General features: G+C 63.1%; 17 protein-coding genes. 7 read left to right on the forward strand and 10 right to left on the reverse strand.

Features of this window, described 5'->3' with window-relative positions; all coding sequences use genetic code 11:
- Positions 1 to 25: 25 nt before the first annotated feature.
- The 5 genes from mtnC to aroC all read right to left on the reverse strand — a co-directional run bounded on the left by mtnC (position 26) and on the right by aroC (position 4,297).
- On the reverse strand, positions 26 to 709 hold the full coding sequence (mtnC, locus tag E8F20_RS14080; RefSeq protein ID WP_280284250.1) for an acireductone synthase: 684 nt from the start codon (positions 707 to 709) through the stop codon (positions 26 to 28).
- A gap of 95 nt (positions 710 to 804) precedes the next feature.
- Positions 805 to 1,350, reverse strand: a complete 546-nt coding sequence (locus tag E8F20_RS14085; RefSeq protein ID WP_280284251.1) for an acireductone dioxygenase — start codon at positions 1,348 to 1,350, stop codon at positions 805 to 807.
- A gap of 87 nt (positions 1,351 to 1,437) precedes the next feature.
- Positions 1,438 to 2,052 (reverse strand): methylthioribulose 1-phosphate dehydratase, encoded by a 615-nt coding sequence (locus tag E8F20_RS14090; RefSeq protein ID WP_280284252.1) that lies wholly within the window; start codon positions 2,050 to 2,052, stop codon positions 1,438 to 1,440.
- A complete protein-coding gene (locus tag E8F20_RS14095) occupies positions 2,049 to 3,209 on the reverse strand; it encodes an MFS transporter (protein WP_280284253.1) in 1,161 nt (386 codons plus the stop codon). Before E8F20_RS14095 ends, E8F20_RS14090 begins: the two co-directional genes overlap by 4 nt.
- Positions 3,206 to 4,297: a chorismate synthase gene (gene aroC, locus E8F20_RS14100; protein WP_280284254.1), complete on the reverse strand. Its 1,092-nt coding sequence runs from the start codon at positions 4,295 to 4,297 to the stop codon at positions 3,206 to 3,208. Before aroC ends, E8F20_RS14095 begins: the two co-directional genes overlap by 4 nt.
- A gap of 133 nt (positions 4,298 to 4,430) precedes the next feature.
- Here aroC and E8F20_RS14105 point away from each other — a divergent pair, with 133 nt between their 5' ends.
- Complete coding sequence (locus E8F20_RS14105; protein WP_280284255.1) at positions 4,431 to 5,411, forward strand: alpha/beta fold hydrolase; 981 nt, start codon at positions 4,431 to 4,433, stop codon at positions 5,409 to 5,411.
- Positions 5,412 to 5,517: 106 nt separating this feature from the next.
- Positions 5,518 to 6,297, forward strand: coding sequence for a hypothetical protein (locus E8F20_RS14110; RefSeq protein WP_280284256.1), 780 nt, complete (start codon positions 5,518 to 5,520; stop codon positions 6,295 to 6,297).
- Positions 6,298 to 6,306: 9 nt separating this feature from the next.
- On the opposite strand, the gene prmB is transcribed toward E8F20_RS14110, so the two are convergent.
- The gene (gene prmB / locus E8F20_RS14115) at positions 6,307 to 7,221 is read right to left on the reverse strand and encodes a 50S ribosomal protein L3 N(5)-glutamine methyltransferase (RefSeq protein WP_280284257.1); all 915 of its coding nucleotides are present in this window, start codon (positions 7,219 to 7,221) and stop codon (positions 6,307 to 6,309) included.
- Positions 7,222 to 7,446: 225 nt separating this feature from the next.
- On the opposite strand from prmB, the gene E8F20_RS14120 reads away from it, so the two are divergent.
- From E8F20_RS14120 to folE, 4 genes are all read left to right on the forward strand, one after another.
- On the forward strand, positions 7,447 to 8,043 hold the full coding sequence (locus tag E8F20_RS14120; protein ID WP_028627816.1) for a cysteine hydrolase family protein: 597 nt from the start codon (positions 7,447 to 7,449) through the stop codon (positions 8,041 to 8,043).
- A 98-nt stretch (positions 8,044 to 8,141) separates the two neighbouring features.
- Positions 8,142 to 8,462, forward strand: coding sequence for a hypothetical protein (locus E8F20_RS14125; protein ID WP_280284258.1), 321 nt, complete (start codon positions 8,142 to 8,144; stop codon positions 8,460 to 8,462).
- 50 nt (positions 8,463 to 8,512) lie between these two features.
- Positions 8,513 to 9,097, forward strand: coding sequence for a Smr/MutS family protein (locus tag E8F20_RS14130; protein WP_280284259.1), 585 nt, complete (start codon positions 8,513 to 8,515; stop codon positions 9,095 to 9,097).
- Positions 9,098 to 9,198: 101 nt separating this feature from the next.
- Entirely contained in the window at positions 9,199 to 9,747 is a 549-nt protein-coding gene (gene folE / locus E8F20_RS14135; protein ID WP_280284260.1) for a GTP cyclohydrolase I FolE, read from the forward strand.
- A 71-nt stretch (positions 9,748 to 9,818) separates the two neighbouring features.
- Here the strand turns inward: folE and E8F20_RS14140 are convergent, their stop codons facing one another.
- From E8F20_RS14140 to E8F20_RS14150, 3 genes are all read right to left on the reverse strand, one after another.
- Complete coding sequence (locus tag E8F20_RS14140; RefSeq protein ID WP_280284261.1) at positions 9,819 to 10,166, reverse strand: GFA family protein; 348 nt, start codon at positions 10,164 to 10,166, stop codon at positions 9,819 to 9,821.
- A gap of 119 nt (positions 10,167 to 10,285) precedes the next feature.
- Complete coding sequence (locus E8F20_RS14145; RefSeq protein WP_280284262.1) at positions 10,286 to 10,888, reverse strand: glutathione S-transferase family protein; 603 nt, start codon at positions 10,886 to 10,888, stop codon at positions 10,286 to 10,288.
- An 18-nt stretch (positions 10,889 to 10,906) separates the two neighbouring features.
- Positions 10,907 to 12,073 (reverse strand): PLP-dependent aminotransferase family protein, encoded by a 1,167-nt coding sequence (locus E8F20_RS14150; protein WP_280284263.1) that lies wholly within the window; start codon positions 12,071 to 12,073, stop codon positions 10,907 to 10,909.
- An 82-nt stretch (positions 12,074 to 12,155) separates the two neighbouring features.
- Here E8F20_RS14150 and E8F20_RS14155 point away from each other — a divergent pair, with 82 nt between their 5' ends.
- On the forward strand, positions 12,156 to 12,611 hold the full coding sequence (locus tag E8F20_RS14155) for a MarR family transcriptional regulator (RefSeq protein ID WP_280284264.1): 456 nt from the start codon (positions 12,156 to 12,158) through the stop codon (positions 12,609 to 12,611).
- Here the strand turns inward: E8F20_RS14155 and E8F20_RS14160 are convergent.
- Positions 12,608 to 13,237 carry a hypothetical protein gene (locus E8F20_RS14160; RefSeq protein WP_280284265.1) on the reverse strand — a complete coding sequence of 210 codons (630 nt, stop codon included), beginning with the start codon at positions 13,235 to 13,237 and terminating at the stop codon, positions 12,608 to 12,610. The genes E8F20_RS14155 and E8F20_RS14160 overlap by 4 nt on opposite strands.
- Positions 13,238 to 13,330 lie beyond the last annotated feature (93 nt).

Raw genomic sequence — 13,330 nt, forward strand, 5'->3', positions numbered from 1 at the left:
CTCCGTCAGACGATTTCAAACGGCGTCAAAAGCGTGTCAGGTCGATCACCGCAAAGCTCGCCACGGTTTCATGGCCGTCCAGCACACCACCCTCGCGAGCCAGGCCAATAGTCTGCATGCCCGCCTCGCGCGCAGCATCCAGCTCCTGGACCACGTCGGAAAGGAAGAGGATCTGCTCGCCCGGCAGGCCAATGGCGGACGCGATGCGCTGATAGGACGCGGCCTCGCGCTTGGCTCCGGAGGTGGTATCGAAATAGCCGGAGAACAGCGACGCCAGATCGCCCGCCTCGGAGCAACCGAAGATCAGCTTCTGCGCCTGGATAGAACCCGAAGAGTAGACAAAGAGGTCATAGCCCTCCTCCTTCCAACGGCGCAGTGCCTCAACGGCATCTGGGTAGACATGGCCCTTGAGCTGGCCAGCCCGGTAGCCCTGCTCCCAGACCATGCCCTGCAACGCTTTGAGGGGCGTGGCCTTGCGGTCTTCGGCGATCCAGCCCAGGAGGATGTCCACCACTCGCTCCAGGCTAGCCCCGACCTCGCCACTTTCGGCCCGCACGGCGTCGATCTGCTGCGCCACTGCCGGTTCGCCGGCATGGGTCAGGACGAACTCCGGCAAATGGCGCGCAGCAAAGGGGAAGAGCACGTCGAAGACGAAGCTCACCGCGCTGGTGGTGCCCTCGATATCAGTGAGGATGGCCTTGATGGGCATTGGGAACTCCAGGTGATTCGGTATGGCTGTCGTAGGAGCGAGCTTGCTCGCGAAGGTACCTCGTACCCATTCGCCGACAAGCCGGCTCCTGCAACTCAGTCTTCCAGCTGGGGGAAACGCTTGGCGATTTCGTCGCCGGTGAACTTGGCGACCCAGCCTTCCGGGTTATTGAACAGGCGGATGGCGACGAAGTGCGGATGTTCGCCCATGTCGAACCAGTGACGGGTGCCGGCCGGCACAGAGATCAGGTCGTTCTTTTCGCAAAGTACGGCATAGACGTAGTCGTCTATGTGCAGCGTGAACAGGCCGCGGCCAGCGACGAAGAAGCGCACTTCATCTTCGCCATGGCGGTGCTCGTCGAGGAACTTGGCTCGCAGTTCGTCTTTCTGCGGGTGGTCGCGGGTCAAGCTGACGACGTCGACAGTCACGTAGCCCTGCTCCTGCATCAACCGGTCGATCTGCGGGCGATAGGCGGCGATCACTTCCTCCTGGCTGGCACCCGGCGCGATGGGGGCGGAAGCCTCCCAGCGCTCGAAGCGCACCCCGACGGACGCGAGGGTGGAGGCGATGTCATCCAGGTGGGTCAGCACCTTGTTCGGCAGGTCGGGGCTGGATTCGTGGTAAACGGTCAGGTTGCTCATCTGGGTACTCCTTGCGGGCGTCCTCCCGGCTCTCTGGCGGGTCGGACGACACCGGTATCAGTCAGGCATCTTCATGTGAAGGAAGCTTCAGCGCTGGGTGATCGAGAGCGTCTTCAGCTCGCACTCGAAGAGAAACTCGAAGGCTTCGACCTGGCGCAGGGCGTCGCTCATGCGCGGCCCCCAAGTATAGAGGCCGTGGCCACGGATCAGGTAACCCACGCAGTCAGCGTGCTGGTCCAGCCAGGGCTGCACCTTGGCGGCCAGACGGGCGATGTCCTGGTCATTGTCGAAGATCGGCACCAGCACCTGGGACTCGTGGGTGCTGATGCCACAGAAGGCCTTCTGCAGCTCGTAATCGGCGAACACCAGAGAATCGGCCAGCGTCAGGCGCGACAACACGGTGGCGTTCACCGAATGCGTATGCAGCACGGCGCCGATTTCCGGCTTCCAGCGGTAAAGCTGGGTGTGCAGCAGGGTTTCCGCCGAGGGCTTCTTGCCTGGCTCCAGGCTGTTGCCGTCCATATCCGTGGCCAGCACATCGTCCGGGCCGAGCTGCCCCTTGTGCTTGCCGGAAACGGTCAGCAGCGCCTCGGTCGCGGACAGCCGCGCCGAATAGTTGCTGCTGGTGGCCGGCGACCAGCCACGGTCGTACAGGAAACGGCCGGCTTCGATGATTTCCTGGGCGAGTTGTTGGCGATTCATGCCCGCTCCTCCTGCAATTGGGTAGCAATGATAACGGCTGCGGCGAGCGCCGCGAGCGTAGCGATAACGTAAGTCCAGACCGGCCCCAGGCTGCTCCAGCTGTAGCCCGAGTAGAGGGCTCCGAGGGCGCCGCCGATTCCGGCCAAGGCGGCGTAGAGCGCCTGACTCTGCCCCTGCTGGCGCGGTCCGAACCGACGTTGCACGAAATGGATGGCGGCAGCGTGAAAGCTGCCGAAAGTAGCGGCATGCAGCAGTTGTGCAAACAGCAGTACCGGCAACTGGTCGGCGAAATTACCGATCAGCAGCCAGCGCAGGGCAGCGATCAGGAAACTGGCCAACAGCACCACGCGAACCGAATAGCGCGTGAGAATGCGCGCCATCACCATGAACAGCAGCACTTCAGCCACAACGCCCAGCGCCCAGAGCTGGCCGATCAGGCTGCGCGAGTAGCCAAGGGTTTCGAGGTAGATGGTCTGGAAACTGTAGTAAGGCCCGTGGGACAGCTGCATCAGGCCCACGCTCAGATAGAAGGCCAGTACGCCCGGCTGGCGCAACTGGTCGATAAAGCCGCTCTGCCCAGGCACGTCCGGACGCGCCTGGGGTGCGGCATTCGGCACCCAGAAACTGCTGAGGACGATACCGCTCATGATGAACACCAGCGCCCAGGGATAAAGGTCAAGGCTGAACAGCTCGAACAGTTCGCCCAAACCGATCACCGTAAGGATGAAGCCGATGGAGCCCCAGAGCCGTACCTGGCTGTAGCGCGCTGCCTGTTCCCGGAGATGTGCGAGGGTGATCACCTCGAACTGCGGCAGCACGGCATGCCAGAAGAAGGCATGCAAGGCCATGATCAGCGCCAGCCAGGCGTAGCTTTGGCTGACGAATATCAGTGAGAAGGTCAGCAGGGTGCAGAAGGCGCCGAAGCGCACGATGTCCAAGCGCCGGCCGCTGCGGTCGCCCAGCCAGCCCCAGAGGTTGGGCGCTACACAGCGCATCAGCATGGGGATCGCCAGCAGCTCGCCAATACGTGCACTGGAAAAGCCCAGGTGCGCGAAGTAAAGACCGAGGAAGGGCGCCGTGGCGCCCAGCAGGGAAAAGTAGAAGAGATAGAAGCTGGAAAGCCGCCAATACGGCAGCGCGTTCGCGCCGCCCGTCACAGCTGGCCGAGCACCGGGGTTTCGACCCGCACGCTGGCATTCTGCGCGCGGTGGCGCAGCAGGTGGTCCATCAGCACGATGGCCATCATGGCTTCGGCGATCGGGGTCGCGCGAATGCCCACGCACGGATCGTGGCGGCCTTTGGTGACCACATCCACCGGGTTGCCGTGAACGTCGATGGAGCGGCCGGGCGTGGTGATGCTGGAGGTCGGTTTCAGCGCCAGATTGGCGACTATCGGCTGGCCAGAGGAGATGCCGCCGAGGATGCCGCCGGCGTTGTTGGAGAGGAAGCCTTCCGGGGTCATTTCGTCGCGGTGCTGGGTGCCGCGCTGGGCCACGCTGTCGAAGCCGGCACCGATCTCAACGCCCTTGACGGCGTTGATGCTCATCAGCGCATGGGCCAGTTCGGCGTCCAGGCGGTCGAAGATTGGCTCGCCCAAGCCCGGCGGCACACCTTCGGCAACTATGGTGATCTTCGCGCCCACCGAGTCCTGGTCACGGCGCAGCTGGTCCATGTAGGCCTCCAGCTCGGGGACCTTGCCCGGGTCAGGGCTGAAGAAGGCGTTCTGTTCCACCGAATCCCAGGTCTTGAAAGGAATCTCGATGGGACCGAGCTGGCTCATGTAGCCGCGCACGGTGATGCCCTGAGTAGCCAGGAACTTCTTGGCGATGGCGCCAGCGGCCACGCGCATCGCGGTTTCCCGCGCCGAGGAACGGCCGCCGCCACGGTAGTCGCGAATGCCATATTTGTGGTGGTAGGTGTAGTCGGCGTGGGCCGGGCGGAACAGGTCCTTGATCGCCGAGTAGTCCTTGGACTTCTGGTCGGTGTTGCGGATCAGCAGGCCGATGGCGCAACCAGTGGTCCTGCCCTCGAATACGCCAGAAAGGATTTCCACCTCGTCAGCTTCCTGGCGCTGGGTCGTGTGGCGGCTGGTGCCCGGCTTGCGGCGGTCCAGGTCACGCTGCAGGTCCTCGAGGGACAGGTCCAGCCCCGGCGGGCAGCCGTCGACGATGGCGACCAGCGCCGGACCATGGCTTTCGCCAGCAGTGGTGACGGTGAACAGCTTGCCGTAGGTGTTGCCGGACATGCACAGTGCTCCGCAGAAATGGGCCTCGTTCGAAGGTCGAGCAGTATACCCGCGGCGTCCGGCCAGTTCACCCCTCGAACCTTGCGCTCGCTGCCGCGTCCAACCCGCCATTCCGGATATCGACTTCAAAGCAATGCTGCGACTTCTAATGCTGATCCTTCCCCTTCTTGCCGGTCTGGCCCAGGCCGCCCCCCAGAGCGTGCTGCAACGCCCGATCGAACTGGACACCGGCAGCGGCATCCTGCGCGGTACCTTGCTGCGCCCGAAGACCGATCAGCCCGTGCCGGTAGCGCTGATCATCTCCGGTTCCGGCCCCACCGACCGTGATGGCAACAATCCCCTCGGCGGGCGCAATGACAGCCTGAAGAAACTTGCCCAGTTGCTGGCGCGCAATGGAATTGCCAGCGTGCGTTACGACAAGCGCGGCATTGCCGCCAGCCAGGACGCAGGAGCGGATGAGCGCCAGCTCAGCATTGAGCTCTACGCCGGTGATGCCGCAGCCTGGGGCCAACAGCTGAAGCAGGACACGAGGTTTTCCCAACTGATCCTGATCGGTCACAGCGAAGGTGCGCTGATTGCCAGCCTCGCGGCGGCAAAAGCGGGCGCTGATGCGCTGGTCAGCATTTCCGGTAGCGCCCGCCCGATCGACCAGTTGCTGCGCGACCAGTTGCAGGACCGCCTGCCCCCTCCCTTGCTGACCCAGAGCGAAGCCTTGCTGACCAGCTTGCGGGCAGGCCAGCAGGTGGCCGAAGTGCCGCAACCGTTGGAAGTACTCTTCCGCCCTAGCGTGCAGCCTTACCTGATTTCCCTGTTTCGCCAGGACCCGGCGCGGGCATTCGGCCGGCTGCCGATACCCGCGCTGATCCTGCAAGGCAGCCACGATATTCAGGTGAGCGTGAGCGATGCCGAGCTGCTCAAGGCCGCCAAACCGGACGCCCAGTTGGCCATCATCGAGGGCATGAACCATATGCTGCGTATCGTGCCCATGGATATGGAGCAGCAGATGGCATCCTACCGCGACCCACAGCGGCCCCTGGCACGAGAGTTGGGCGAGCGCATCCTGGCCTTCATTCAGGCACTGCCCGACTCCAGAAATACGAAGAACGGTCGATAAAGGCGAAGGATTCTGTAGGAAATCTCGCCTGGCACGGGCAATTACGTACAGAATCAGCACTGACGTACCAAGTCCGTCGTCGCAGGTTCTTGCAAGGTACTTCCCGATGAGCGAAAGCCCAGCCGAACAGCAGAGCACCCCAGAAGCCGCCCCCCCGCCCCATCCCTGGGCGGAGCTGGCGGCCGAGCATTTCGACCTGCTACGCCTCGCCCCCCAACCCATCGACCGCCACACCGGCACACGGCCTCTGCGCTTTGTCGAACTGGGCCGAGTGGAACGGCACAACAAGGAGCAGAGCGTGCTGCGCCTGAGCATCGGGCTTCCCGGCCAGAAGGTGCGTAAGGAGCAGAACCTGCTGGAGGTCTGGGCCGACCACCGCAACAAGGAAGTCCGCTTCGGCCCGGACGGCGGCCTGCAACTGGAACCGCAGAACCGCGGTTTGGGACGCTTTCTACTGGCCCAGGGCATCGCTTGGGCCAAGCAACGCTGGGCCCACTATCGTCTAGAGGGCGGCGCCCTGCCTGCCAAGGACGCCCTGGACAACGAGGCGCGCCTACGTCGCGACCACGTTCTCAAGGCACAGGGATTCGAGATCAATTACCTGGACAACCTGCAGCTGAAGGCAAGCTACAGCGCTGGCCGGATCAGCGAACTGCACGGTGACTGGCACCGCGAGAAGGTCCAACTGGTGGGTTTGCAGGAAGCCGCCGCGATGCTCGAACAGGCTGACCAGAACTTGCGGCGGCAGGAGGTGGAGATTCGCAAACTTGAAGAGCGCATCGCCCTCTACAAACGCGAAGACAGCGGCCTGCGCTTTACCATCGCCTGCCTGGTGGCCTTCGCGGTATTTCAGGCGGGTCTGCTGATCTGGATCATCACCCGCTGACCCGAAGGGTCAGGGATTCAGTCGCGCGCGGAACAACAACTGGTGTTCCCGGCACTGCCTGGCGCTGAGCATGAATACGCCGTGTCCGCCATGCTCGAAGTCCAGCCAGAGGAAATCCACCTCCGGATAAAGCGCTTCGACATGCAACTGGCTGTTGCCCACTTCGACAATCAGCAAGCCCTTCTCGGTCAGGTGGTCAGCCGCCTCGGCCAGCATCCGCCGCACCAGGTCCAGACCATCATTGCCACAGGCCAGGCCCAGTTCGGGCTCGTGATGGTATTCAGCCGGCATGTCGGCAAAGTCTTCGGCATCCACATAGGGCGGGTTGGACACGATCAGGTCGAAGCGCTGCCCCGGCAGGCCGTCAAAACCATCGCCCTGTACCGTGTAGACGCGCTCTTCCAGGCCATGGCGCTCGATATTCAGGTTGGCGACTTCCAAGGCGTCGAAGGAAAGGTCAGCGAGCACTACCTCCGCGTGCGCGAACGTATGGGCGCAGGCGATACCGATGCAGCCGGAGCCCGTGCAGAGGTCGAGGACACGCGCCGGATCCTGGGGCAGCCAGGGTGCAAACTGCTGTTGAATCAGTTCAGCGATGGGCGAGCGAGGCACCAGCACCCGCTCGTCGACCACGAAAGGCATGCCGCAAAACCAGGCTTCACCCAGCAGGTAGGCCACCGGAACACGCTCGTCGATGCGCCGACGCAACAGCTCGCGCAGGTGAGCGCATTCGTCCTCTTCCAGGCGACAGTCCAGGTAGCTGTCAGAAATCTCGTAAGGCAAGTGCAGTGCGCCCAACACCAATTGACGGGCTTCATCCCAGGCGTTGTCGGTGCCATGACCGAAGAACAGGTTCTCAGCATGGAAACGGCTGACAGCCCAGCGGATGTGGTCACGCAGGGTGCGCAGGCGGGAGTCGGACACGGCAGCTACCTCGGAAAACGGGCCGAAGATTCTAACACCCCCACCGTCTTGGGGCAGCCCGCTGGCGCCGACGAACGGACACCCCAAAAACGCCACACATTCCACCCTGCAGCCCGCGTGGTGATTGAGCGCCGCGTCCTCGCCAGGCAACTGGACCTTGGCCCATGGTTCACTTATTGCGCCGCAGGGCGGACAATAGTGGCCATGTCGTACCTGGAGATTCGCATGTCCGCCCCGAAATCCATGTTCCAGCTCAGTGGCCGCGGCTATCCGCCGGCGAACCTGAACAATGCCACCCTGGTGATCATCGACGCTCAGGAAGAGTACCGTAGCGGCGTCCTCGCCCTGCCCGGTCTCGATGCCGCCCTCGGCGAGATTGCCAGCCTCCTTGCTGCCGCCCGCGCCATGGGTAGCGCCATCGTCCATGTGAAGCACCTCGGTGTACCCGGCGGTATCTTCGATCCCCGTGGCGAACGCGGAGAGCACCTGCCTGAGGTCGCGCCCTTGCCGGGCGAGATCGTGGTCGAGAAACGCTTGCCCAACGCATTCGCCGGCACCGACCTGCATGACCGCCTGCAAGCTATCGGGCACCTGGACCTGATCGTCTGCGGATTCATGACCCACTCCAGCATCAGCACCACGGTCCGCGCTGCCAAGGACTATGGTTATCGCTGCACGCTGGTGAGCGCAGCCTGCGCGACCCGCGACCTGCCAACCGTCGACGGCGGCGTTATCAGCGCGGAAGACATGCACCGTGTCGAGGTGATCGCCCTCGCCGACAACTTCGCCAGTGTGGTGCCGCAGGCCAAGGCGCTTATCTAACGAGGCGTCGCAATATCCCGCGACATCCGCGACGGGGTTGACCGGAACCACCGCCAGCTGGCGCCGGTCATACCCCGATCAAGCAAGAGGACGTCCGGATGAAGTTATCCGATGGTTTCGATGCCCGCCGTCTGCGCTCACGCGGCCCAGGCAGCTGGCGCTGGCGTTTCGCAGCGGCGCTCGCCGCGCTATTGGCCAGCTTCGGCGTACTGCTCGCAATGGCTGGCGCCGCCACCCTCCTCGGCCGCCCGCCCGCCCTCGGCCCCCTCAACGACAGCACGGGTGCGGCGATCGTACTGCTGCTCTTCGGCCTGCTCTTCCTGTGGATCGGCGTACTCGCCTGGCGCCTCTGCCGACGGTGGTCCCGACGCCGCAGCGGCCTGAGTCTCTCACCTCACCTCATGAAGAAACGCGACTGAGCCCCGCACGGGGTATTTGGGTAAACTAGCCGCCCTTCGCGGAGGCCAGCATGCAAGACGATACCCACGACAACGCCCAGGTAGACGACGATAGCTCCCTGTTTGCCGAACAGATGCGCGGTGTGAAGCGCATCCGGAGCGATCGCGCCGACACCGGCAAGGTGCGCGCCGACCACAAACAGCTTGCCAACCGCAGGCAGAACGCCACCCTGAGCGTCGCCAGCGTCAAGGTCGACGGCCTGTCTGATCAGTTCGTCATCGACGTCGGTGCCGAAGACGAGCTGCACTGGGCCCGCGACGGCGTTCAGGAAGGCCAGATGCGCAAACTCAAGCAGGGTCAGATTGGCTTCGACGGCAGTCTCGACCTGCACGGCATGACTGTTGAGAAGGCCCGCGAAACCCTTTGGGATTTCATCGCCGAAGCCACCCGATTCGAAGTGCGCTGCGTACGCGTCACCCACGGCAAGGCAGCACGCCTGGACGGCAAGCGCCCGCTGATCAAGAGCCACGTCAATACCTGGCTGCGCCAGCACCCGCAGGTGCTGGGCTTTACGTCCTGCCTGCCGAAGCATGGCGGAACTGGCGCAGTCTATGTGATGTTGCGCCGAACCATGCTGGACGGCCGCGACGAGTGAAACACCCGGCTTCGGGACAGGCCTTCAGCGCAACCCACCCTTGCCAGCCGCCCGTTCGCGCCCTACCCTGCGCTTTTGCGTAAATCCCCACAGGAATTTCCATGTCCCTGGAACAGCATTACACCGCGATCCTCGGCCAGCTCGGCGAAGACGTTTCCCGCGAAGGCCTGCTCGATACCCCGAAGCGTGCCGCAAAGGCGATGCAGTACCTCTGCCGCGGCTACCAGCAGACGCTGGAAGAAGTCACCAACGGCGCCCTGTTCAGCTCCGATAACAGCGAAATGGTGCTGGTGAAGAACATCGAGCTGTACTCGCTCTGCGAACACCACCTGCTGCCGTTCATCGGCAAGGCCCACGTGGCCTACATCCCTAACGGCAAGGTGCTGGGCCTGTCCAAGGTCGCACGCATCGTCGACATGTTCGCGCGCCGCCTGCAGATCCAGGAAAACCTCAGCCGCGAGATCGCCGAAGCCGTTCAGCAGGTCACCGGCGCCCTGGGCGTGGCCGTGGTTATCGAGGCGCAGCACATGTGCATGATGATGCGCGGCGTAGAGAAGCAGAATTCCTCGATGGTCACCTCGGTGATGCTTGGCGAGTTCCGTGAAAACGCCGCCACCCGCAGCGAATTCCTCAGCCTGATCAACACCTGAGTTTCGCACCCACGAAAAAGCCGGCGTCTGCCGGCTTTTTCGTTTCTGCGTTCTGCACGAAGGTATCCGGGCTAGAAGCTCTTGCCGTCGACTTTCACCACCTTGAGACAGTCCAGCGGGACATCTTCCAGGCAGCGCACGTTGACGGCCGCCATGGCCTTACCCTTTGGATCGCATGCTTCGCCATAGGGCGCGCAGCCGCAGTGGGCGCAGAAGTGATGAGCAATATGCATGCGGTTGAAGCGGTAGGTGGACAGGTCGGACTCCGGTGTAGAGAGCCTCAAATGTTCTCGTGGGACGAACCAGAGCAGGTAGCCGCGCCGGCTGCACAGCGAGCAGTTGCACTCCATGGCCTGTTCCAGGGTGCCCTCGACCTCGAAGGCGATCTTCCCGCAATGGCAACTGCCTCGGTATTTCATGGGCGACACTCCGGATTGCGCTCGTTGGCGGGCTGAAGCGTCCAACTTAGTACAGACCCGGAAGAGCCGCCATCACGAAAAAGCCGGCTTACGCCTGCTTTTTCGCTGCTGAGAGAGCCTCAGTCGAACATGCCCACATGACGCGGATGGCTGGCCACGCGCTCCATCCACGCAAGAATCGCCGGATAGCCGGACAGGTCGAAACCGCCTTCGTGAGCCACATGGGTGTATGCGTACAGCGCGATGTCGGCAATGGAGTAATGGTCACACACCAGATACGGCGTGCGCTGCAGCTGCTTCTCCATCACCTTCAAGGCCTTGTGTCCGCGCACCTGGCAAACCTTGTACTCCTCCAGTCGATCTTCCGGCATGCCTTGGTAAAGCTGGATGAAGCGTGCCACGGCCACGTAAGGCTCGTGGCTGTACTGTTCGAAGAACTGCCACTGCAGCACCTGGGTGCGCAGACGCGGCTCGGCGGGCAGCAGGTCGCTGCCTTCGGCAAGGAAGTTCAGGATGGCATTGGATTCCCAGAGGGTGGTGCCGTCTTCCAGCTCCAGGACCGGGATCTTGCCGTTGGGGTTCTTTTCCAGGAACTCGGGGCTCTGGGTTTCACCCTTGAGGATATCCACCGGCACCCACTGATACGGTAGACCAAGCAGGTTGAGGGTCAGCTTGACCTTGTAGCAGTTGCCGGATTTGTAGTCGCCGTAAACCTTGTACATCGCTCTCCTCCCCTGTGATCAGGCAGCTTCGGCCGCCTGGGCCTGACGAATGACACCGGCAAGACGCTTGAGACCTTCGCCCAGACGTTCGGGTGCCACGTGGCTGAAGTTCAGGCGCAGATGGCCCGGGTGCTTGTCCGGATCGATGAAGAACGGCTCGCCCGGCATGAAGGCGACGTTCTGCTCCAGTGCAGGCTTTAGCAGAGTGCGAGTGTCCAGCGGTTGTTTCAGGGTCAGCCAGAAGAACAGCCCACCCTGCGGGATTTCCCAGGTGGCCAGCTCGCCGAAGTGTTCCTCCAGCTCAGCCTGCATGGAGTCGCGACGCACGCGATAGAAATCACGCAGTTCGGCCAGATGCTGGCGGTACTGCTCGGTGCCAAACCATTGCAGCGCCTGCCACTGGCCGATGCGGTTGGTATGCAGGTCGGCAGACTGTTTCAGGCGCAGCAAGTGCGGGAACAGGTCCGGCGTTGCAATCAGGAAGCCCACGCGCAGGCCTGGCAGCAGGGTCTTGGACACGGTACCGGTGTAGATCCAGCTGGCCTTCTTCAGGCGGCTGACGATGGGGGTGGCGCTGCTTTCGTCGAATACCAGCTCACGGTAGGGCTCGTCTTCGATCAGGGTCACACTGAACTCGTCCAGCAGCGCAGCAACCGCGTCACGCTTGGCCTCGCTGTAGCGGGTGCCGGACGGATTCTGGAAAGTCGGAATCAGATACGCAAAGGACGGTTTGTGCTGCTCCAGGCGCTGGCGCAGGGCAGCGATCTCGGGACCGTCCGCTTCCTGGGGTACGGCGATGCAATCGGCACCGAACAGCTGGAAGGCCTGCAGGGCCGCCAGATAGGTCGGAGCTTCCAGCAGCACTTCGGTGCCCGGATCGATGAACAGCTTGGAGGCCAGGTCCAGGGTCTGCTGGGAGCCGCTGACAATCAGTACCTGACTCGCCTCACAGGGCACGCCGAGAGCACGCGCTTCGGCGGCGATGGCTTCACGCAGCGCCGGCTCGCCTTCGCTCATGCCGTACTGGCCCATGCTCGCCGGCATCTCGGCCCAGTCCACCTTCGGCAGCATTGGCTCGGCTGGCAAGCCTCCGGCGAAGGACATCACTTCCGGACGCTGGGCGGCGGCAAGAATTTCGCGGATCAGGGAGCTTTTCAGGCGGGCGATGCGTTCAGAGAAGGCCATGGATTGTCACCGGGTGCGGAAGCGAGGAAATTAAGTCAAACTGCTTGACCGAAACTACGACGACCGCCACAGATACGTCAATATGCTTGACCTGAAAAACTCCGCCGTTCAGCAAGCTGCCATGGAAGCGTTCTTCTTCGGCTACCAGGCCTTCACCAGCAAGCCGGACGAAATTCTCGCCCGCCGCGGACTGTCGCGAGTGCATCACCGCATCCTGTTCTTCATCGCCAAGTATCCCGGGCTGAGCGTCAAGGAACTGCTCGGCTACCTGGGTGTGACCAAGCAGGCGCTGAACACCCCTCTGCGACAGCTGATCGAGATGAAGCTGGTGGAGAGCGTCACCGCCATTGATGACAAGCGTAAGCGCCTGCTGGGTTTCACCGTAGAAGGTGCGAAGCTGGAACAGGCCCTGCGCCGGGAACAGGCGCGCCTGTTGCAACGCGCCTTTGGCGAGGCCGGGGAAGAAGCGGTGCGCGGCTGGCTGGAGGTCAACCAGGCGCTCTGCACCGCAAGGCAGAGCGAGGCCGCAGAAGGTTAGGCAGCAGGCTCCAGTTCCCGCGCACCGCGGAAGAACACCAGCATCAGTGCCACGTTGCTGGCGATCAGCGGCAGTAGACCGAGCATCATTAACACGATGGTGGCCATCATGATGCCGCCCACCAGGTCCAGCCAGCCCATGACCCGCAGCGCCGGATAGGCGTTCTGCACCTTGAGCAGGCGCACGCCCAACCAGGCGGTCAGGGCGCCGAGCATGGCCACCAGACCGAAGTAGAACAGCATTGGCCAGCCCGGCTGGGTACTGGCATCGCCCATTAGAAAGCCCAGCACCTCGATCACCAGGCTGCCGATGATCACTGCCCAGACCGGTGGCGCCAGTCCCTCGGCGGAGAATCGCGCCTCGGCGAACAGCTTGAAACGGATCAGCAGGTAGCACCCCAGCAGGGTCAGGGCCACGCCGAACCAGTCGGACAGGTTGGTCATCAGCGGGTCTTCGGTAGCGCCGGCAGCCACGGCAAGCCCGGTCAGAATGAGCGTACTCACCGCACAGACCAGGCTCAACCAGGCGAGTAGCCTGAGATGGCCGGGCATCCAGCCGTTCATCTGCCGAGGTCCTGCTTCTTCCACCAGATCCACCCGCGGGGCGGCATAGGGGTTCTCATCCATGCGCATGGCTCCAGGCAACAAAAGCATCACAGTAGCCGCTGATCCGCAGGGTGCCAATCGACTGTAACGCTCAACGCGCGCATTGCTGTATCG

It is taken from the genome of Pseudomonas sp. BN415 (assembly GCF_029871195.1).
Taxonomy (GTDB): Bacteria; Pseudomonadota; Gammaproteobacteria; order Pseudomonadales; family Pseudomonadaceae; genus Metapseudomonas; species Metapseudomonas resinovorans.

Coding starts and splice junctions, on each gene's coding strand:
- E8F20_RS14105 (WP_280284255.1), top strand. CDS start 4,431: ATGCTGCGACTTCTAATGCTGATCCTTCCCCTTCTTGCCGGTCTGGCC.
- E8F20_RS14145 (WP_280284262.1), bottom strand. CDS start 10,888: ATGTACAAGGTTTACGGCGACTACAAATCCGGCAACTGCTACAAGGTC.
- E8F20_RS14140 (WP_280284261.1), bottom strand. CDS start 10,166: ATGAAATACCGAGGCAGTTGCCATTGCGGGAAGATCGCCTTCGAGGTC.
- mtnC (WP_280284250.1), bottom strand. CDS start 709: ATGCCCATCAAGGCCATCCTCACTGATATCGAGGGCACCACCAGCGCG.
- E8F20_RS14150 (WP_280284263.1), bottom strand. CDS start 12,073: ATGGCCTTCTCTGAACGCATCGCCCGCCTGAAAAGCTCCCTGATCCGC.
- E8F20_RS14155 (WP_280284264.1), top strand. CDS start 12,156: ATGCTTGACCTGAAAAACTCCGCCGTTCAGCAAGCTGCCATGGAAGCG.
- E8F20_RS14085 (WP_280284251.1), bottom strand. CDS start 1,350: ATGAGCAACCTGACCGTTTACCACGAATCCAGCCCCGACCTGCCGAAC.
- folE (WP_280284260.1), top strand. CDS start 9,199: ATGTCCCTGGAACAGCATTACACCGCGATCCTCGGCCAGCTCGGCGAA.
- E8F20_RS14160 (WP_280284265.1), bottom strand. CDS start 13,237: ATGGATGAGAACCCCTATGCCGCCCCGCGGGTGGATCTGGTGGAAGAA.
- E8F20_RS14090 (WP_280284252.1), bottom strand. CDS start 2,052: ATGAATCGCCAACAACTCGCCCAGGAAATCATCGAAGCCGGCCGTTTC.
- E8F20_RS14130 (WP_280284259.1), top strand. CDS start 8,513: ATGCAAGACGATACCCACGACAACGCCCAGGTAGACGACGATAGCTCC.
- E8F20_RS14110 (WP_280284256.1), top strand. CDS start 5,518: ATGAGCGAAAGCCCAGCCGAACAGCAGAGCACCCCAGAAGCCGCCCCC.
- aroC (WP_280284254.1), bottom strand. CDS start 4,297: ATGTCCGGCAACACCTACGGCAAGCTGTTCACCGTCACCACTGCTGGC.
- E8F20_RS14120 (WP_028627816.1), top strand. CDS start 7,447: ATGTCCGCCCCGAAATCCATGTTCCAGCTCAGTGGCCGCGGCTATCCG.
- E8F20_RS14125 (WP_280284258.1), top strand. CDS start 8,142: ATGAAGTTATCCGATGGTTTCGATGCCCGCCGTCTGCGCTCACGCGGC.